Annotated in this window: 17 protein-coding genes; 3 read left to right on the top strand and 14 right to left on the bottom strand. The window is 54.2% G+C overall.

Translation table 11 applies throughout. The annotated features are described in order from the left end of the window. Nucleotides 1–17 precede the first annotated feature (17 nt). The gene (locus tag FOE74_RS10565) at nucleotides 18–1,094 is read left to right on the top strand and encodes a glycosyltransferase family 4 protein (RefSeq protein WP_149098560.1); all 1,077 of its coding nucleotides are present in this window, start codon (nucleotides 18–20) and stop codon (nucleotides 1,092–1,094) included. Nucleotides 1,095–1,173: 79 nt separating this feature from the next. Here the strand turns inward: FOE74_RS10565 and FOE74_RS10560 are convergent, their stop codons facing one another. The 3 genes from FOE74_RS10560 to FOE74_RS10550 all read right to left on the bottom strand — a co-directional run bounded on the left by FOE74_RS10560 (nucleotide 1,174) and on the right by FOE74_RS10550 (nucleotide 5,515). Beyond that, nucleotides 1,174–2,661, bottom strand: coding sequence for a lipopolysaccharide biosynthesis protein (locus FOE74_RS10560; RefSeq protein WP_149098559.1), 1,488 nt, complete (start codon nucleotides 2,659–2,661; stop codon nucleotides 1,174–1,176). Between the two features lie 128 nt (nucleotides 2,662–2,789). Beyond that, entirely contained in the window at nucleotides 2,790–4,115 is a 1,326-nt protein-coding gene (locus FOE74_RS10555) for a polysaccharide deacetylase family protein (RefSeq protein WP_149098558.1), read from the bottom strand. An 80-nt stretch (nucleotides 4,116–4,195) separates the two neighbouring features. Beyond that, nucleotides 4,196–5,515 (bottom strand): glycosyltransferase family 4 protein, encoded by a 1,320-nt coding sequence (locus tag FOE74_RS10550; protein ID WP_225840770.1) that lies wholly within the window; start codon nucleotides 5,513–5,515, stop codon nucleotides 4,196–4,198. Between the two features lie 219 nt (nucleotides 5,516–5,734). On the opposite strand from FOE74_RS10550, the gene ffh reads away from it, so the two are divergent. Further along, the gene (ffh, locus tag FOE74_RS10545; protein ID WP_149098557.1) at nucleotides 5,735–7,072 is read left to right on the top strand and encodes a signal recognition particle protein; all 1,338 of its coding nucleotides are present in this window, start codon (nucleotides 5,735–5,737) and stop codon (nucleotides 7,070–7,072) included. A 204-nt stretch (nucleotides 7,073–7,276) separates the two neighbouring features. Here ffh and FOE74_RS10540 read toward each other — a convergent pair whose 3' ends face one another. From FOE74_RS10540 to FOE74_RS10505, 8 genes are all read right to left on the bottom strand, one after another. Beyond that, nucleotides 7,277–8,035: an OBAP family protein gene (locus FOE74_RS10540; RefSeq protein ID WP_149098556.1), complete on the bottom strand. Its 759-nt coding sequence runs from the start codon at nucleotides 8,033–8,035 to the stop codon at nucleotides 7,277–7,279. A 292-nt stretch (nucleotides 8,036–8,327) separates the two neighbouring features. Beyond that, the gene (locus FOE74_RS10535) at nucleotides 8,328–8,810 is read right to left on the bottom strand and encodes a nucleoside deaminase (RefSeq protein WP_225840769.1); all 483 of its coding nucleotides are present in this window, start codon (nucleotides 8,808–8,810) and stop codon (nucleotides 8,328–8,330) included. Nucleotides 8,811–8,877: 67 nt separating this feature from the next. After that, the gene (locus FOE74_RS10530; RefSeq protein ID WP_149098555.1) at nucleotides 8,878–9,399 is read right to left on the bottom strand and encodes a DinB family protein; all 522 of its coding nucleotides are present in this window, start codon (nucleotides 9,397–9,399) and stop codon (nucleotides 8,878–8,880) included. Between the two features lie 65 nt (nucleotides 9,400–9,464). Further along, a complete protein-coding gene (locus FOE74_RS10525) occupies nucleotides 9,465–11,798 on the bottom strand; it encodes a hybrid sensor histidine kinase/response regulator (protein ID WP_149098554.1) in 2,334 nt (777 codons plus the stop codon). A gap of 11 nt (nucleotides 11,799–11,809) precedes the next feature. After that, nucleotides 11,810–12,238: a response regulator gene (locus FOE74_RS10520; RefSeq protein ID WP_149098553.1), complete on the bottom strand. Its 429-nt coding sequence runs from the start codon at nucleotides 12,236–12,238 to the stop codon at nucleotides 11,810–11,812. Between the two features lie 59 nt (nucleotides 12,239–12,297). After that, nucleotides 12,298–12,711 carry a response regulator gene (locus tag FOE74_RS10515; RefSeq protein ID WP_149098552.1) on the bottom strand — a complete coding sequence of 138 codons (414 nt, stop codon included), beginning with the start codon at nucleotides 12,709–12,711 and terminating at the stop codon, nucleotides 12,298–12,300. Nucleotides 12,712–12,798: 87 nt separating this feature from the next. Then, nucleotides 12,799–13,521 carry a sensor histidine kinase gene (locus FOE74_RS10510; protein ID WP_149098551.1) on the bottom strand — a complete coding sequence of 241 codons (723 nt, stop codon included), beginning with the start codon at nucleotides 13,519–13,521 and terminating at the stop codon, nucleotides 12,799–12,801. After that, entirely contained in the window at nucleotides 13,514–15,025 is a 1,512-nt protein-coding gene (locus FOE74_RS10505; RefSeq protein ID WP_149098550.1) for a sensor histidine kinase, read from the bottom strand. The genes FOE74_RS10510 and FOE74_RS10505 overlap by 8 nt, the downstream gene beginning before the upstream one ends. A 413-nt stretch (nucleotides 15,026–15,438) precedes the next feature. Between FOE74_RS10505 and FOE74_RS10500 the strand changes: the two genes are divergently transcribed. Next, nucleotides 15,439–16,155 carry a class I SAM-dependent methyltransferase gene (locus tag FOE74_RS10500; RefSeq protein ID WP_149098549.1) on the top strand — a complete coding sequence of 239 codons (717 nt, stop codon included), beginning with the start codon at nucleotides 15,439–15,441 and terminating at the stop codon, nucleotides 16,153–16,155. Nucleotides 16,156–16,251: 96 nt separating this feature from the next. Here FOE74_RS10500 and FOE74_RS10495 read toward each other — a convergent pair whose 3' ends face one another. From FOE74_RS10495 to FOE74_RS10485, 3 genes are all read right to left on the bottom strand, one after another. Continuing rightward, complete coding sequence (locus FOE74_RS10495; RefSeq protein ID WP_149098548.1) at nucleotides 16,252–16,671, bottom strand: hypothetical protein; 420 nt, start codon at nucleotides 16,669–16,671, stop codon at nucleotides 16,252–16,254. A 103-nt stretch (nucleotides 16,672–16,774) separates the two neighbouring features. Then, entirely contained in the window at nucleotides 16,775–17,758 is a 984-nt protein-coding gene (locus FOE74_RS10490) for a pyruvate dehydrogenase complex E1 component subunit beta (RefSeq protein ID WP_149098547.1), read from the bottom strand. A gap of 153 nt (nucleotides 17,759–17,911) precedes the next feature. Then, a complete protein-coding gene (locus FOE74_RS10485) occupies nucleotides 17,912–19,618 on the bottom strand; it encodes a tetratricopeptide repeat protein (RefSeq protein WP_149098546.1) in 1,707 nt (568 codons plus the stop codon). Between the last annotated feature and the right edge of the window lie 138 nt (nucleotides 19,619–19,756).

Below are 19,756 nucleotides of genomic sequence, written 5' to 3'. Positions count from 1 at the left end.
TACCTGTCCTTTGACCCATGCCGGCCCGTAAACCTGTCCTACTTTATTTCTATCCCGCCCAGTCTTCCTTTGTAGTGAAAGACCTGCGGCTGATAGAACGGGAATATGAGGTACGGCACCGCGGCTTTCTACCCACCGAAAAGTGGCAGACGCCGTTGGTGTGGCTGGGCCAGATATTTTTCCTGCTTCGGCACATTTGGCAAGCCGAGGTTCTGGTCTGCATGTTTGCTGGGTACCATTCCTTTTTCCCAGCCCTTTTCGGGAAAATAGCGGCAAAACCCTGCCTGATTGTAGCCGGCGGCACCGACTGCGTTTCTTTCCCTAGCATAGGCTATGGCTGTTTCGCCAACCCGCTGTTAGGGCGCTTTGCCCGTTGGTCATACCAGTTGGCGGCCCACATTGCCCCGGTGCACGAGAAGCTGGTCTGGCAGGATTATACCTATCAACCAAACGATTACCCACACCAGGGCTTCCGGTTTCATTGCCCTGATCTCAAGACGCCTCATACGGTAGTGTACAATGGCTATGACGCCCAGTTTTGGCAGCCAGACCCTGCCATAGTCCGTGAGCCTAACACCTTCCTTACCGTCTGCGCCGGCCTGGACATGCGCTTTACCCAGCGGCTCAAAGGAGTAGACCTGATTCTGGAAGTGGCGCCAGGGATGCCCCAGGCAACCTTCACCATTGTAGGCGCGCCCGCGGGATTTACTTTTCCAGGGCAACCAGCCAACGTACGCTTGCTGCCCAAAATACCCCTGGCAGATCTTAATGCCGTCTACAGCGCCCACACCTATTACCTGCAGCTTTCTATGTCGGAGGGTTTCCCGAATGCCTTGAGTGAGAGTATGCTGTGCGGGTGCGTTCCGGTAGTGAGCCAGGTAGGGGCTATGCCCGATTTAATCAACGGTAGCGGTTTTGTGCTGCCCGTGAGAAAGGCGGAGGTTTTGGAGCAACTTCTAAAAAAAGCCCTGGAAACAGAAGAGGTGCAGACTCTAAGCCAAAAGGCCCGGCGCCAGGTAGCAACCCATTACCCAGAGCAACGCAGGGAACAGGAACTACTAGCCCTTTTGCAATGGTTACAGAAAAATAGCTGAGAAACGCTCCTTCGGCTATAGACTCTGCATAGTTTCTACTGCAAAACAATGCCTTTCCACTGCGGCCCTGTTTTCAGGCTTATTTTGCGAAACCAAAGCGTAAAAGCGTTTTCCTGATCCCGTTGTTCACCTCCGGCGACACCTTTAAGGCCACTATCAACCCGCCGTACACTACCGTGATCAAGATTGACCGCACCGCAATATCCAGCAGCAAGTAAGGCAGTTGGGGCAAAAGCCAGGAGGCGCCAAACGCAAGGCCTGAAATCAACACAATCAACAGGGAGTCCCACCCGAAAGGCTGCATCTTGAAGAATTTGGCCACCACCATCACCCTAAAGAAGTTGTAGATGATGAAGACCACCATGGAGGCGAAGGCCGCTCCGCTGATGCCGTAGGGCGGGATCAGGAGGTAATTGGTGTACACCACCAGGGCCATCATGAGCAGGTTGAAATACAGGTCATAGCGGTACTTGTTAGAGGTGAGCAAAATCATGCCGTTGATGCCCGTGGCCAGGTCAAACAGGCGCGAAAGGCCCATGAACAGAATCACGTAGCGTCCCTGGCTGAAGTCCTTGGGCATGAGCGCGAAGATATTGTCCACGTTGCACCAGATGCCCAGGAACAGCAGAAAGCCCACCACCATGTTGACCCGGGTCATGTTCTTGTAGAGCTTCGCCAGGCCGGCCATGTTCCCGGACTTGAAGAAATCCGCCACCTGCGGCGAGGCGATCTTGTTCAGGCCCCGGGAAGGCACCATGATGGCCGAGGTGATGAAATACCCGGTCGTGTAATAGGCCACGCCATCTAGCCCAAGGTAATGGGCAATCATGGCCTGGTCAATGAAACTGATGATGGACGAGGACACATTGCCCATGAAGGAATAGAGCCCGTACTGCACCACCTCCTTCATGCGCACCACCTGGAACATGCCCCGGCCGGGCGTCACAAAGAACTGCCGCAGCCACAAGAGGTACACAATACTGATGAGGGAAATGGCCGAGTTGGCGCCAATGAAGATCACCAGAAACCACTGGAAATCCACCCAACCCCAGGCATAGCAAAGCACCGCCGCCAGCATGAGAATACGCTCCAGGAAATCCTTCAGGAACGACTGCACCACCGTCTTGTACAACGACCTGAGATAGGCGTCCAGCAAAATGAACAGAAGCGTGAAGAAACTGAGCGGGATAATGTAATAGTAATACTCTACGGCCAGCGGCGAGTTTTTTCCGAAGTAGTCCACCACCGCCGGTTTCAGGAGCACGAACAGCCCCGTCACCACCGCAAAACCCAACAGCGGGATAGCCAGCATCAAAAACAGGAACCCGTGGTGCTTCTTGTCGCGGTCTCTAAAATAGGGGAAGTACTTGGCACTGATGTTGGTGAAGCCCAGCGCCGCAAACTGCGAATAGATGGCCGCCACCGACACCAGAAAACGAGTCAGACCCAGCTCGTCGGCATCTGGGATGAGCACCGGGAACAGCAGCACCAGGTTCACGTACCCAATGACCATGCCGGCGTAGGAGATAATGGTATTTAAGAAACCCTGCTTACGGATAACATCCATGGAGTGCGCAGGCGCTTAAGGGCTGTTTTCCCGGAAACGGGTGCAAAACGGCCTTCGCCCGAAAGGCAAAAATAGCAGCTTCTGCGGTGGCTTCCGCTATGCGCTGGAAAATTGGCTTCGCCGACGGATTAATTCTTCTCCGTGCCCGCAACCGCCGCATGCATAGAAAGAAAGGCGGTGCCCTTCGATTGCACAAATGCGGTGATGTCCCGGAACATCTGGAGCCCGCCTTCCAGGCCGTAGGGGCTGAAGTTCTCATTGTGCCACAGCAGGGTGAACACCCCATGGAACCGCATGATTTCCTCCAGCATAGGCGTGAGGACTGGCATCACCTCAGCAGGAGTCAACTGAAGGTAGTTGGGGTGGTGCAGGGTGATGTCCATCAGGTTCAGGGGCAGTTCCCACACGGAGGTCATGCGCCGTTCCTTGAAGTGGAATAACCTGAACGGGTGGCAGTAACTGTTCCGGAAACCGAAATGCTCGGGAAAGCCCAGGCTGCTGTCATAGGCAAGTCCCAGTTCCTCCAGCAGCGCGGGGGACTTTTGAGGGTCAAACCGCAGGTAGTGAAACCGGTTTCCTTTGACAGGTGTAGGAAGTTTGCCCAACTCGGTTTGTAACTGCCGCCGGTTGCTGCCCGTGCCGTGACTACCATGGAGGCCAATCTCGTGCCCGGCCGCCGTCAGTTCCTTTATTTGCTGCTGAAGCGGGGGCGAGGTTACCTCATAATCGGCGTTGGGGTGGCCTTCAAAAGGAGCCGACTCCGGCAAAAAGAAAAAAGTAGCTTCCGCCGGCAGGCGCTGCAGTTCCTGGGCCACCTGGGGCAGGTTGAACCAGGCATCTTTCCCCTTGGCTTTCTGCAGGGCAAGTTGCAGGAAAAGCGAGAGGTTCCCTTTCTTCAAGGCTGGAATGCCGGCCACTTTCCAAGCGCTTTGGCAATAGTCCACGTCATGGGTAAGGCAGGTGGCGAACGGTTTTCCCTGCCAGAGCCGGGGCTGCACCTCCTGGCCATAGGCCAGTTCCACCGCCTCGCGCAGGATCTGCAGGTAATAATTGACCAAGGGTTTGGTGATGAACCGGTGGCGGGCCTGCTGTGAAGCGCGGTACGGAAAGCGTCCAAATTGGTCCCGTTCCTGTCCGTAGAACTCTTGCCAGCCACTCAGCAGGTAAAAGGCCGAGGCTATCAAGTCATACTGGACCTCTACCTGGCCCTGCCCGTTCTGGGTAAACCAGGGGGCGTCAGTGGCTTCGTCAAAAAAGAGGGGGATTTGGGCGCCTTGCCAGTCTTTCCAGACGGTTTGCACTGGTTTAGGCTGTTGGCGCTCAAAGAAGGTGCTGGTGGTAGCCCTGATCTGGACCCTGCCGGGGCTGTCTGGCCCGTAGCCTAACTCCAAGGGGGAAGGCAGGTGGTAGAGGCGCTGGAAATGAAAAAGGACGTAGTCAAAGATGCTGGTCACGGGAAGGGAACGCTCCTTTTTCTGGTTCTGGTATGCGCTTTGGGGCCGATTTTATGAAATCAGCCCCAAAGCGGGGCTGATTAGCCGTTGATCAGTTTCGCCATTTTCTCTGAAAGCGAACGGCGCGAATACTGGGTATAATTGATGATGGGCAAGTCCAGGTTAGGATTGATCTGCCAATTTTTGCTCAGCTGCATTAAGTAATCCAGGATGAGTTCATAGCCCGAATAATGGAACACCCGCCCGGCACCGCACTCGTCCAGCACTTTGTCGGCGTCGCCGTGCAAGGGACCAATGCAGATAATGGGCTTGTTGGCGGCCAGGTACTCAAACAGCTTGCCGGTCAAAATCCCGAAGTTGTTCTCCACGTCTGGAATGGCCATGAACAGCACCGTGCTGGACATCAGGTATTTGATGGATTCCTCATGGGGAACGTAATCAATGTACTCGGTAATCAGCGGCAGGCCGGCTTCTTCTATCTGCCTTCTGATCTCCGCTGACACCTTGCCCACGAACCGGAGCCGGTACCGCATGAGCGGGTTGCGGGTCATGGTCTCACAGAGAGCCTGAAAGAAGCCGATCACGTTATAGGCTTCGGTGATGGTGCCGGTATAGGTGATCACGAACTCCTCAGAAGAGGGATTGGAAGGATGCCCGAAATCAGCCTCGTCATACCCGTTGGGGATTACGTGGATCTTCTTAGGGTCTAAGGTGGTAGACTTGTTCAGGAACAGACGCTTCATGTCTTCTGAGACCACCACCACCGCATCTGCTTTTTCCAGGACTTCGCGCTCGTATTTGGCGTCCAGTTTCTGGGCCAAGGCCGTATGATTCAGGTCAGCGTAGTAGTAAATATCGGTCCAGGGGTCGCGCAGATCGGCAATCCAGCGCAGGCCGAATTTCTTTTTCAGGGTCAGGCCTACCAGTTGGGTAGAGTGCGGCGGGCTGGAGGTGATGACGGCTTTGATGGACTGACTTTTGATGATTTTCTGGGCCGCGTCTACCGCGTACCGGTTCCAGCCCACGCGCGGGTCTGGGATGAACAGGTTGCCGCGCAGGAACTTGAACAGCTTCTGGGTCCAGGTTTCCTGGCCGGAATTGGCGAATCCCCCAAAGGGGATATCTTTCTTGCCCGTCAGTTTCTTGTAGAATTCAAACGGCTCCCGGGTACCGGTCCTGATCACGGGTACGTCAGCGGGTACCTCTTTCTGGAGCGAGGTGTCCAGCACCGGGTAAGAGGCCTGCTTCTCATCTACCGTGATCACGGTAGGTTTCACCCCGAATTCAGGCAGGTGCTTCACAAACTTGAGGCAGCGCTGCACACCGGCTCCGCCCGATGGGGGCCAGTAGTAGGTGATCAATAAAGCATGGTGGGGAGTGGGTTCGCCAGACGGTTTCAATAGCTTTTTTCTTCAGGTAATAGATACACAGGAGCGAACGGAAACCATTTTTACATTGTTTTAGGGAAAACAGAACAAAAACGGGTTGCGGCGCCACCTGCACAGTGACGTCCGAATATACGCACCACACGGTAAAAGATGGTGAACTTCCGCAAATTCTCCCTATTTTTGTCTTTGTCATTCCCTGAAAAAATTAATTAACTCAGTCATATACCACACATGTTTGAGAATTTAAGTACCAAGCTGGACCGCGCCTTTAAAACCCTCAAGGGCCAAGGCAGCATTACCGAGATCAACGTTGCCCAGACCATCAAAGAAGTGCGCCGCGCCTTGGTAGACGCTGACGTGAACTACAAGGTGGCCAAAACCGTGACCGACAAGATCAAGGACGAGGCCATGGGCCGCGACGTTCTCATTGCCGTGTCTCCGGGGCAGTTGATGGTCAAGATCGTGCACGAGGAACTCACTGAGTTGATGGGGGGCGAGAAGAAAGATATCAGCCTCAACGGCTCTCCGGCCATTGTGCTGATTGCCGGTTTGCAAGGGTCTGGTAAAACCACCTTCACCGGTAAGCTGGCCAACATGTTGAAAAAACAGGGCAAAGGCGTGCTGGTGGCAGCCTGCGACGTGTACCGTCCGGCAGCTATTGACCAGCTCAATGTGCTGGCCGAGCAGGTGGGTGTGGAGTTCTTCGCGGAGCGTGAGTCAAAAGATCCGGTATCTATTGCCCGTAACGCCGTGGAGCACGCCAAACGCACCGGTAAGAAAGTAGTCATCATTGACACCGCCGGCCGTCTGGCCGTAGATGAGGCCATGATGCAAGAGATCTATGACATCAAGGAGGCCATCAAGCCTACGGAGACCTTGTTTGTGGTAGACTCAATGACCGGTCAGGATGCCGTGAATACCGCCAAAACCTTCAACGAGCGTATCAACTTTGATGGCGTGGTATTGACCAAGCTGGATGGTGACTCACGTGGTGGAGCTGCCCTTTCCATCAGAGCCGTGGTGGAGAAGCCCATCAAGTTCATCTCTACCGGGGAAAAGATGGAAGCCCTTGACCTGTTCTACCCAGACCGGATGGCCCAGCGTATCTTAGGTATGGGTGACGTGATCTCTTTGGTAGAGCGTGCGCAACAGACCTTTGATGAGGACGAAGCCAAACGGATCAACAAGAACATCCGCAAGAACCAGTTCAACTTTGATGACTTTTTGTCTCAGTTGGAGCAGATCAAGCGCATGGGTGATATCAAAGACCTGGTAGGCATGATTCCGGGCGTGAGCAAGATGCTGAAAGACGTGGACATTGACGAAAGTGCGTTTGCTCCTATTGAGGCCATCATCAAGTCTATGACCAAGGAAGAGCGCCAGAACCCAGACATGATCAGCGGCAGCCGCCGGAACCGGATCGCGAAGGGCTCTGGAACCACGATCCAGCAGGTGAACAACCTCATGAAGCAGTTCAACGACATGCGCAAGATGATGAAGAGCATGAACAAGATGGCCGGCACCAAAGGCGGTCTGGCCAAGCTAGGCAGCATGATGGGACGCCGGTAGATTTAGTGACAAGTGTTTAGTTGTTGGTGATTAGAAAACTGACGACAGAAATTATAAAAAGACCCGCACCAGAAAGGTGCGGGTCTTTTGTTTTAGGTCAATTTTGTGAAAAGTAGAGGCAAAAGGTGAGACATTCAATTGAGCAGGAAGGTATCTTACCTAGGAAAAGGATTCCTAATTCCCAATTCTTAATTACCCAAAGGTCTAGTGCTGATGCTCTGGGGCGGTGTATTGGTTCGTGAACTGTAGTTGCCGTACGTTGCCTTTCTCCCAGGCGTTGGCGCCTTCTATTACCTGGGGCATAGGAATGTCTTCGCGCTGGGTGCGTTTCTCAGCGCTGGAAACCTTGAATCTCTTATCACGGTCTGTCACCAGCTCCTGCTTTAGCTGCCCGTCTTTGGTGAAGCCCATCATGAGCATGGGGCTGCCGTAGGGGAGTTCCAGGTCGCGGTCGGTGTGCCAGGTGTGGATGATCTTGCCGTAGGTGCTGACCAATTTCTCCATGAGCTCGTGTTCGGCCACGTCTGGGATGCCCGGGGCTATGAGCGTGCCTGATTTTACCTCGTGGTGGTGGCTGTGCCACAGGGCACGCTCTTCCATGGGTAATTTTTTGAACAGGCGCTCTGAGATGATGTACTCCACACCCATGAGTTTGGCATTGGGTCCGTTTCCGTCATACATCACGGCTTGGTGCAGGTCTTCGTTCAGCTGGGTCACGTAGTGGTGGGCCTCCATCTGGCCCTGCAGGTTGCCGTTGTAGAAATGGAACCCATTGAGGTAGGCATCTACCTTAGAAAGGGGCGTCTTCTTTTGCAGCACATCGGCGCCCGCCTCCAAAACCTTTGTTTTAGCGGTCTTTTCCGCGCCGGGCGCCTGAACATTAGAGTCTGTATTGTTTCCGCCGCACCTGGTGAGCAACGGCAAGGCCAAAAGTAAGAGCAGGGACCTAAGGTTCTTTTCCATATAGTATAGGCTGAGTAGGTACCAATTAACTACGGAACCAGGTTCTCCCTGGGCCAAGAAAGAACCCGATAATTTGGTTTTCAGCCTGGTTTGGGAAAAGGGGGCCATAAACCAGAACTGGTTAGTGAAGAATGCTTTGATCCACTTAACCCGTTTTCGATACGCTGCGGTTAGCTTGGAGACTCCCCGTTATCCAGAGGCACGAGTTGGAAACCGGCGCCAGTTCCTGCTAGCCCGGTCCATAAGGCCTACCTCCAAAATTCGCCAGCAACTAATCACCAACAACTAATCACTAATACTCGGTTTTGCCTTCGTGCTTTTCCCATTCTTTGAAACCTTCCAGGGCTTCCTCGCGCAGGAATTGCTCCATGGGCAGTGACCGGGAATGGAGGGGCAGGTCTAGTTCTTCGTAGATAAAGGCATCATCAAACCCAATGGCGGCCGCGTCTGCTTTGGTATTGCCATAATACACCTTGTCCGGACGAGCCCAGTAGATGGCGCCCAGGCACATGGGGCAAGGTTCACAGCTGGTGTAGAGCTCGCAGCCGGTGAGCTGGAAGGTGCCCAGCGCCTGGCAGGCTTTCCTGATGGCGTCTACCTCGGCGTGCGCCGTGGGGTCATTGCTGGACGTCACGTTGTTGAAGCCCCGGGCAATGATCTGGCCGTCTTTCACCACCACTGCCCCAAATGGGCCGCCTTTGCCTTCTCTCATTTTCTCAATGGAAAGCTTGATGGCTTCCCGCATGAAGTATTCTTTGGAAGAGGTTTCTGCCATGGTTTCAAAGATTAGGGTTAAACGTATGTCTGCCGTGGTACGGCAAAAGGGCCGCAAAGATATGAATTTAGGGAAGAAGGCGCTGCATCTGCCGGCGGTGGTGCTCGGTATGATCTTCCAGGAACTGCAGCGTCTGGGGCAACGACAGCATGCCAGCCCTGGGGTGGAAAAAAGCTTCCTTGTCCAGTTCCTGGGCAGGATAGGCCTCTAGCAGCGCCTGTAACCTGGAGCGGGTGGTTTGCCACTCTTGCACTACCTCAGAAACGTTAACGGTATCAGGTACCTCCCGTACCGCTGGCGGGGCTTTGAATTTAATAGGCAGGCGCAGCGCCCACTTGAGCAGGAAGGCCCGCACTTTGGCTTTGAATCTCAGTGGCCTAAGGGGTTTGCCGCTGGCTATCCTCTTTTCCAGAGCGGTGACCACCTGCTGGTCTACCAGGGCGAGGTGGAACAACACCTGTGCCGCCGACCATTGGTTGGAGCCGGGCTGCCGGTATTGGGCGGCCGCCGGCGCGTTGGCTACCCAAGCACTGAAATAGGTCCGTTGCTGTTCCAGCCGATCAAAAGAAGAGGCAAGGGGTGCATTCATGGCAAAAGAGGAAAAGGTGATGGAATACGTGGTGTTTTGGCGAAAAAGCTAACAAAAAGGAAACCCTATTTGCGGGCCATTCTGAGGTTCTCCAGTTCAGCCTGTAGTTGCTGAATGGATTGCGTGACCAAGGTCACCATCTGTTGCACCAGCATAGGTAGGTTCTCCATGTTGGTCCGGTTAAGGGCAGACTGTTCAATGGTGGTATTCAACTCCTCTAGCTCCTGAATGCCCACCAACGCGATGGACGGCTTTATCTTGTGGGCCAGGGTCCGGGTTTCAGCCCAGTTGGAAAGCGACACCGCCCGGGCCAGTTCCTGCACCAGCCCCGGGGTCTGGTCAATGAATAATTGCAGAATGTCGCGCATGAACTCCACGTTGCCGTTGGCGAAATTCTCCAGATAGGTCAGGTCTACCTGCACCCAACCTGTGGAATTTGCAGCCTCCAGTTGAGCCGCCTCTAAACCTTTAGGAGGCAGTAAGGTCGTAATCTCCCGCAACAGGTCTTCCTCCTTGAACGGTTTAGAGACGAAGGCATTGGCGCCTGCGGCCAGGCATTTCTTGGTCTCAGAGCCGGAGGCGTGCGCCGTCAAGGCAATGATGGGAATATCCTGGACCTCAGAGGAATGTTGCCTGATGTGCTGCATGGTTTCATACCCGTCCATTTCCGGCATCTGCATGTCCATCAGGATCAGGTCAAAGGCGTGCTGCCGAAGATGTTCCAGGGCTTCCAGGCCGTTGTTGGCCACGGTTACCTGCACCCCGTAATCCTGCAGCACTTTTTTGACCAGCAGCTGGTTCACCGAATTGTCTTCGGCCAGCAGGATTCTGGTGTGGCGCAGCACTTCCCGGTTCTGCGGGCTAAGGTGAGAAGAAGCAGAGGAGGGGGCCGGTTTTAAAGCTATTTTCTTGAAAGGCAGCACAAACTGGAAACTGCTTCCTTTGCCTACCTCACTTTGAACGCTCAGGGTGCCGCCCTGGGCCTCTACCAGTTCTTTGGCAATGGAAAGGCCCAATCCGGTGCCCCCAAACTTACGGGTGGTATCACTGCTGCCCTGGGTGAACTTCTCAAAGATGGTGACCAGTTTTTCCTCGGGTATGCCTATGCCGTTGTCTTTGACCGTGAACTCCACCAAAAGCTGGTCTTCGTCCTCGGCTAGGATCTCCACGTGCAGGCGAATGATGCCATTCTTGGTGAACTTGATGGCGTTGCCCAGCAGGTTGTTGAGGATCTGGCTTAACCGGAACGGATCGCCTTCCACCAAGGGCGGAATGTCAACGTCAAACAGAAGCTTGAGGGAATTCTTCTGGTCATTAGCCCTAATCTCAAGAATATCAAGTAGTTGTTTGATGAGCTTCTTCAGTTCAAAGGGGATGACCTCAAAGGTGATTTTGCCCGCCTCTATTTTAGAGAAATCCAGGAGGTCGTTGATGATGACCATCAGGTTGTTGGCCGAGGTATGGATGCCCTGGAGGTATTCTTTCTGGCTCTGGGTTAGGGCCGTTTTGGCTAAAACCTCGCTTAAACCCAAAATCCCGTTCATGGGGGTTCTTATCTCGTGGCTCATGTTGGCCAGGAACTGCTCTTTGACCTGGGCCATGCTCAAGGCCTCGTCTTTGGCTTTCTTCAGCTCTTCCTCAAACTGAACGCGCTCTGTGATGTCATAGCTAACCCCAATCACGCCGGCCACTTGCCCTTGAGAACCCAGGAGGGGCAGGAAAAGGCAGTCAAACCACACGCCCCGCACCTTGACCGTGCATTTGGATTGTTGCCCGGAAAGGGTGCGCCGGATACAGGCGGTGAAGGAGGGAAGGTGCTGGTAAATCTCATACACAGACTCGCCCACTGATTCTGAGTCTTTCTTGCCAATGAGCGCCAGGCCTTTGCCGCGGGACATGGTGATAATGCCTTCCTGGTCGGTGGCCCAAAGGATAATAGGGGCGCCGTTGATCACGGTTTCCAGCTGATTCTGGGTGCGGGTGAGCTGTTCCTGCGTTTTCAGGCGTTCCTGCTCTATCCGGTGCAACCTGATGGCCGACCGGATGCTCTGCGAGATACCTTCCGGGGTGAGCAGGGTCTTGGGCAGATAGTCGGAGGCCCCGGTTTTCATGGCTTCTACCGCAATGCGCTCGTCTCCCTGCGAGGTCACAATCTGCACGGGGGTAGTGATGCCCCGCTCCCGAATTTTCTGGAGCAGTTCCAGCCCGTTCATGTCCGGGAGCATGAAATCAATGAAGATGAAGTCAAAGGTTTCCCTAGCCAGGGCTTCCAGGGCTTCAGACCCCAGGGCGGTGTTGGTGAGAAGCGCCTCCACCTGGGCAGTGCGGAGCGACCGTTTTATAATCAACCGGTCTACTTCATCGTCATCTACAATCAGAAGTTTTACCGCAGGCTCCATGGGGGTTTGGATTAGTTGGGAAGTTCAATGAGGTTCCAGAAAGAATGCAGGGTGGCAATGGTTTCCAGGAACGAGCTGTACTGGATGGGCTTCACGATGTAGCCGGCCACGTTGAGCTCATAGGCTTCAGTCATGTCGCTCTCTGAACCCTGGCTCGTCATCACAAACACCATGCAGGCCTTCAATTGGGGCGAGTTCCTGAGTTCTTTCAGGAATTCCAGCCCTCCCGTGCCGGGAAGGTCCAGGCTCAGCAGAATAATCTGCGGAATGGGCCAAAGGGCAGGCCTGCCTCTGCCCAACAGCATATCTAAGGCTATTTTCCCGTTTTGAGCCACGTGAATAGGATTTTCTACCCCCTGCGCCAGGAAGGCACGCTTGGTGGTGGCTACATCCAATGGATTGTCCTCAACCAGCAGAATATGGGCTTGTTTGCTTTTCACAAATGGTCTAGAATGGGGTTAATGCCTGGATTTCTAAAAGTACGGTTTAAATGGTTCTCTCAAGGCCTTTCGCATAATTTCCAGTACCGGTTCAAGGTAGCCACTGAGGTCAGGAACTTCTCAAACGAAAGGGGTTTCAAGATGTACCCGGCCACGTTCAGGTTATACGCATTTATCTTGTCGCTGTCTTCATTGGAGGTAGTCATCACAAACACGCTGATGCGGTTCAGCGCCGGGTCTTTCCGAAGCTCCTGCAGAAACTCTATGCCATTCATTTTGGGCATGTTGATGTCCAGGATGATGATGGGCTGCATGGGAATGACCTTTGACCTCAGGATTTCCAGCGCCTCTAACCCGTTACGGGCTATGTGCAGCGGGTTGGTGATGTTGTTTTTTTTGAAGGCCCGCTGCACATTCATGATATCTACTTCATCGTCCTCCACCAGGAGGATGTTCACTTCTTTCTCTTCCATGTTCATTGGTAACGGATAAAAAGGTAATTCCTTGTTTAAGCGGGCACTGGCCAGAACCTTCACCTGCCAGCGCCTTTTTGGTATAAATTAGAGGGCAGGCTCCTTAACTGTTTTGGGCCAGGTGAAGGTAAAGGTAGCGCCCTGACCGGCCTCCGACTCCAGTGAGATGGAGCCTCCCACAAACTGGATGATCTTGCGGGAAATGGAAAGACCCACCCCCAGGTTCTCCTGCTGCTCTTTGGGTTGCACAGAGTAAAAGATTTTGAAGACTTTGCTGTGGGAATCGGGTGGTATGCCTATCCCGTTGTCTTTCACGGTAAACACGTACTGGCTTTCCTGCTCGGCCGCCTCCACCCATACCTCAGGGGTGTCCTGGGTGTTGAACTTCAGGGCATTCTGCAGCAAATGGTGCAGCACGGTCTCCAGCTTTCTGGCATAAGTGGTGAAAGTAGGCAAGTGGGCCGTGTGCACCTTGGCGGGAACATCAGGACCTTGGTCGGCAACCCATTGAGTTACCAGGTTTTCTACGTTCACTTCCCGCACCTCCAGGTCATAGCGCGGCACCCGGGAAAACAGGAGCAGGCCGTTGATCATGCGCTCCAGGCGCTCGGTGCGGTGCTGAAGCAGGTGGATATTGTTCTGGATGTCGGGGTCCAGGCCTTCGCCCAGGTCTTCCCTGATCCAGGCAGACAGGTTGTGGATGGCCCGCAAGGGAGCCTTCAGGTCATGGGAGACAATGTAGGCGAATTCCTCGTATTCTTCTTTGAGGGCCTCCAGCTGCTGCTGGCAGGAAGGGTCTTGGCTATTCATGGGCAACAAAAGAAGAGGTGGGGCTGGTTTCAGGTTGTTTGGGCCAGGTGAAAAAGAAGGCGGTGCCCTGGCCTTTCTCAGATTCAATCCAGATTTGGCCGCCTTTTTCCTCTATGATCTTCTTCACAATAGACAAGCCTATGCCGGTGCTTTCTTTTACGTCACGGGCGTGCATGGTCTGGAAAATCCCGAATACCTTGGAATGGTATTCTTTGGCGATGCCCGGGCCATCATCCCGCACCTCAAATTGGTAAAAGTCCGGCAATTCCCTGGCACTTACCACTATTACGCCTTCCTGGGTGTGGTGGTACTTGAAGGCGTTGCTGAGCAGATTGGAAAGAACCTGGTAAAAAAGCGTCCGCTCTCCGCAAATGGTAGGCAGGGGAGCCGGTACCTTCACCTGGAAGGAGGCCGCCGGGGCCAGGTTCTCCAGGGTTTCCTTGAGCAGGTCCTGGGTGGAGAACGTGCTGGGGGGCAAGGCCTGGCGGCCCACCCGTGAATAGTCCAGGATGCCGTTGATCAGGTTCTCCATGCGTAGCACCCGGCCCCGGAGAATGGTGAGGTTGTTGAGGATGTCCGGGTCATCGGTCTTCAGGTCTTCCGCTATCCATTCTGCCAGGTTGTTGATCGCCCGCAGGGGGGCCTTCAGGTCATGCGATACCACATAGGCAAACTGGTCCAGCTCCTTGTTCATTTTGGTGAGGTGGTTAAAGCTGGTGCGCAGTTTCCGGGCCATCACGTTGAGGGAGTGGGTCAGGCTGCTGATCTCGTCCTGGTGCTTGTCTTCCAAAGACACATTGTAGTCTCCCTGGGCAATGCGGTAGGCCAGGTGGTTCATCTTCCGGAACCGTTTTCTGACGGTTTTGCCAAACAGATAGGCCGTGATACCCCCAGCCAGGATAGAAATCAGGGTGAGGCCAATGGCGATCTCGTTTGTTCTGGTGAGGGAGAAATTCAGGTCTCCTAAACGGTTCAGTTTCACCTGCTCCTCGTGCTTTTCCATGGCTTCAAACCGGGTGCGGGCCTGGTCCATGATCTTCTTTCCGGTGCCCTGTTGAGCGGTGGCCTGGAACAGGGAATCGTATTGCTGCCGATGCTTAGGACTCAGGTGGGTTTTGGCCCTGCTTTCCAGCAGCGGAGTGGCAAAGGAGTTTATCCAATTCTCCGCATCTTTCCGGACAAGTTGGATTTGCCTGTTCTGCCGCGGATGGTTTTTGGTGAGGGAATCAAGCAAGGCAAGACTGAAGGTGAATTGAGATTTGCCTTTGTAATAGGGGATGAGAAATTCTTTGTTGCCGGTGAGCAGGTACCCCCTGAACCCGGTCTCCATGTCCAGCATCAGCTTTTGCGCCTGTTCCCCTTCCCGTATGAGGTTGGCGGTGTAGAGAACGTCATCAATGCTTTTCCTGACCTTCTTGGTTTGCCACAGGTACCCTGCCGTCACAATACAGAACATGGCCAGAATCAACCCGACGGCGGTGTAAAAGGTGGTAATTAACTTCATAAGGCAAAGCCCTTAACGGGGGAAGGGTGGTCAATGAATGTTCCAAAGATAAAGGTTGCCGCCAGACCACAAAAAGAAGAAAGGCCTTATTCACCCCAGTAAGGGAAATCTCTGCCCATACATTTAGGTCTTTCGGACCGAAAAACCCTTGCCTGAAGGGAAGATGACCCCGGTAAAGAAGCCTGCCGAAAGTACCACCGCCTAAGCCAATCAGAGCAATCACTGGAAAGAAACAGAGAACAACTTGGTTCTGGCAGGGATTCTCAACCACATGACTTTCCTAAACGTTTACCGGCGATTTTAAGAAAATAAGGGAGAAAAGGCCGGTTGATAAGTGCGGGCGCCATGCGGATGTAGAAAACGCAAGGGAAGCCGCCGGGGAATTCGTAATTTTGGGTTTTACCTACTGTTGCATGTTATCAGAAAAACCAGATCCCATGGGTGCCGCCATCAAGGCCTATTGGGAAGGAAATAAAAAAGCCTCCATCACCGTCTATTCAGACCAGATGGAAGCCGATGAATTGCCCGCGGCTTACCTTTTCCGGGAATTTGCCGAGATGCCGGAACGGGAGCAGTTGGCCCTGAACCTGGCCACGGGCCGGGTGCTGGACGTAGGGGCAGGAGCCGGTTCACATGCGCTGGCCCTGCAGGCCCGCGGAGTGGAGGTGACGGCCCTGGAAATCTCTGAGCGCGCCACCCAGGTGCAGAAAGCCCGGGGTGTTAAAAACGTGCTGCCCGGTGATTTCTTCACGTTGCCGCCTGCACCGCATGACACCTTGCTGCTGCTCATGAACGGCATTGGCTTGGCCGGCACTTTGGAAGGGCTGCCGGATTTCCTGGCTACCTGCAAAAAATGGTTGGCGCCTGGCGGGCAGATCCTGCTGGAATCCTCTGACATCCTGTACCTGTATGAAGAGGAAGACGGCTCTGTGCTGCTGGATTTGAACGGGGCCTATTACGGCGAACTCACCTACCTCATGGAATTTGGGCAGGAGCGGAGTGAGCCTTTCCCTTGGCTTTTCATCAATTTTGACCTGCTGCAGGAGTACGCCCAGGAAGCCGGCTTCAACGCTGAACTCCTCCTTCAGGAAGAGGACGACCACTACATCGCGCGGCTGACCTTGGCCTAACCATCCTTTACCTAAAACGCCCGTGGCCCCGTTTACGCCTTATTCCTTAGAAACAAGGCGTAAACGGGGCCACGGCTTTGAAAGCTTTTCAAAGGTTTATTTCACCTCTATGGAATCTACCAGGTACTTGTTGTCGGCTTGCCAGAACCGGAAATAATGCCGGCCCGGGGTAGTGGTCTTATACCGGAAGGTAAATGCCACCTGCTTTGAGATGTCCGCGCAGATGGCTTGCTGGCTCTCTAGCGGGTAGGCGGCGAATATGGTCAAATCCATTCTCTGGGGGGTGACCACCGAGTCGGCCCGGGAGAACCGCCCGCACCCGTTCTCTGGCCGGTACAGCACTTTGAGGGTGATGGTGGTGTCACGCGTCAAGGGCACCCGGGGGAAATCCACGGTTTCTTCCACGGGAACCGGCAGCACCACTTCCTCCAGTTCAGAGGTTTCAGTACAGGCTGCCGTGGTGGCCAGGAAAAGAACCGCCGCCGCCAGCACCGTCTTAAGGTTTTTCTGGATCATCCTGTTTAAAGGGGCTTTTAGGGAAACCAGGCCAAAAATGGCTTGAAAGACAAGAGCCGACCATTGCTATAAAGGTCGGCTCTTGCAGGTTATTATTGAAAGACTACGCTTTGGCGTAAGTTACGTCTTTTACAGCCTGGATCACACGCTTCACGTTAGGCAGGGACGCCTCAATCAAGGTAGGGGCATACGGCAACGGAACGTCGCGGCAGGTCACCCGCTTCACCGGGGCATCCAGGTAATCAAAAGCGTTGTGCTGCACATGGAAGGCGATCTCAGAAGAGATAGAGGCCAGTGGCCAGGCTTCTTCCACCACTACCAGGCGGTTGGTGCGTTTCACAGACTCCACAATGGCTTTGTAGTCAATTGGCCGCACAGAGCGCAGGTCAATCACCTCTGCTTCTACGCCGTCTTTGGCTAATTCCTCGGCGGCCTGCAGAGCCAGCTTCACCATTTTCCCGAAGGACACGATGGTCACGTCTTTGCCTTGGCGCTTGGTATCGGCTACGCCGATAGGGATGAGGTATTCTTCTTCTGGCACTTCGCCTTTGTCACCGTACATGAGCTCAGACTCCATGAAGATCACCGGGTCATTGTCTCTGATGGCCGACTTCAACAGGCCTTTGGCGTCATAGGGGTTAGAAGGAACCACTACTTTCAGGCCGGGGGTGTTGGCGTACCAGTTCTCAAAGTTCTGGGAGTGCTGGCTGGAAAGCATACCGGCGTTCCCGGTAGGGCCTCTGAACACCATAGGCGCAGAATACTGTCCGCCAGACATAGACATCACTTTGGCGGCAGAGTTGATGATCTGGTCAATGGCCACCAAAGAGAAATTGAAGGTCATGAACTCAATGATGGGCCGAAGACCGTTCATGGCCGCGCCTACCCCAATACCGGCAAAGCCTAGTTCAGCAATAGGAGTGTCAATCACGCGCTCCGGACCAAACTCGTCCAGCATGCCCTGGCTCACTTTGTAAGCACCGTTGTACTCGGCAACTTCCTCGCCCATCAGGAACACCTTCGGGTCGCGGCGCATTTCTTCGCTCATTGCCTCACGCAATGCCTCTCTGAATTGTATGGTTCGCATAGTAAGATTTTTCAACGTCTATCTAAAGGGTAAAATTAAGACATGCCGCACAATAAAAAAAACGCATCTGCCTTAAAGGGAACGATTGGTGGCATCTGTTTTAGGGGCCTTTTTCCTAAAAGGAGACCTAAACCGCAGGGGCGGGTACCAACCTTATGGTTTGAGGGCCGCGGCAAAGGCCGCCGATTTGTGGTACTGCTTGAACTCCAGGTCGTCAATGGCTTTCTCCGCCAGGGTGGGTTTGGCTTTCACGGCCTGCCGAAGGTGCTGGGCCATGAGGTCTTCCTTCTGGCTGCGGGCCCCTATCACGGCCATGAGGTAATGGGCGGTAGGGTCTTTGGGGTAACTATCCAGAAGTTTCTGCCCCAGTTCCGCGGCGCCCTCATAGTTCTCTTTGAGGAAGTATAACAGCGTCATGTTGAATTGGGCGGCATATCCGCTGCCGGCGTACGAAAGGCTGCGCACCGCATCATCATACTGGCCAATGCTCAATTCAAGGGCTGCTTTGTCGGTGAAGACCTGTTGCAATACCGGTAGGGGACCGCCCAGCCGAATGGCGTAGTCATAGCTCTGCAGGGCCTCCAGTGGGTCGCCGTGCTGGTGGTAGGCCACGGCCAGATTGTAGAATTGCTGGGCCTCGGGCTTGCGGTGGGCGGCGTACCTGAGGTTCAGGATGGCGCTTTCCAGCAGGTTTTTTTTTACCTTGGGTCTGATCTCTTTCTGGGCCTGCTCAAAGAAAACCATGCCCAGGTTATTCAGCGACTGCCAGTTCATGTACGTTTCCACGGCAGATTCATAGATCCGCTTCTTCTCGGCTAGCAAAGGGGTAAGGGTGGCGGCGTAGCGCATTTCCTCGGCGGTGAGCACGTCGGCGTTGGCCCGGTTCTCTACTATTTTCTTGGCCAGCAGGTACACCTCGTAATCCCGGCGCGGGTTGGCCTGGTAATCCACGGTCACCTCCGCGAAGCGCAGCACGGGGTACACGTACATCTCCAGGTAGTCATAGGAGGGAAGAGCCTGCAGTTTCTCCTCTTTCTCGGTGAAGGAACCGGGACCGTTCACAATGCCCAGGATCTGCTGGATCTGCTCTTCGGGCATAGCTGAGTTCTGTACCCTGCCCAGAAACGCGTCCCAGTTCTTCTGCAGGGTGCGTACCTTGAAATCAATGGCTGAGACGGTATTGTTATAGGCCTCGGTCTCTATTTTCTGTTTGATGAACCGCTCCACCGCCACCCCTCTTCTGGCGGCCAGGTTGCGGGTGGTGGTTTCTTCCTGGTCCGGGGAATGCATGGCCAGGATGTCTATCTTGCGGGTTTTCTGATTGGACTTGATGAACTCTTCTAACAGTTGGAGGTTGGTGCCGTAGCCCTGCCGCAGCGTGGCCAGCCCCTGGTCAAAGAAGATAGGGAATTTTAGAGGTCCCGGATTCTCTTTCTGGAAGGTCTCCGGGGCGTAGGCCGGCGCATGCACCGTTTGGATCAGGTGGGGCGTGGTGATGATGCCCTGGGCCAGCACTTTGGCCTTCGTATATTTCTTGCGGCCCTTGGGGTCTGTGACCACGCCCTGCGCCAGGAGTTGCCCGGTGCTTTTGGAAGGGGAATACGGGAAGGCGAAAGCGCTCATCATGGTTGGCTTGCCTTCCACAAAGTTGTAGTTCCCGAAATCAAACCCCAGCGACCCTACGTGTTCCTCTATGCCTTTGGTGCCTTTGTAATACACCCTGATGCCGTACCGGTAGTCATTGCGCAGCAGGTTTTTAGGGAGTTGCGCCTGCACCTCTACCGGAACCTTATCCCCCCGCACCATCAGCACCTGGGGTTGGGCCGTAATCACCTGCCCCTTCTCAGCCTTCTTCGCCATTCTGGAAAGGGTGCAGCCTGAAAGGAACAAGGCGAATAAAACGAAACCGAACGCAGAAAAGGGACGAAAGAGTACTGAAGGCATATCTTAAAAACAACAAGAAACGTATAGAAACGTTACTAGACGCAAGTGGCTAAT

The sequence above is a fragment of the Rufibacter glacialis genome (genome assembly GCF_008271745.1).
Lineage (GTDB): Bacteria > Bacteroidota > Bacteroidia > Cytophagales > Hymenobacteraceae > Nibribacter > Nibribacter glacialis.
The sequence above is the reverse complement of the archived record's forward strand: the minus strand, read 5'-3'. Positions and strand labels throughout refer to the sequence as shown.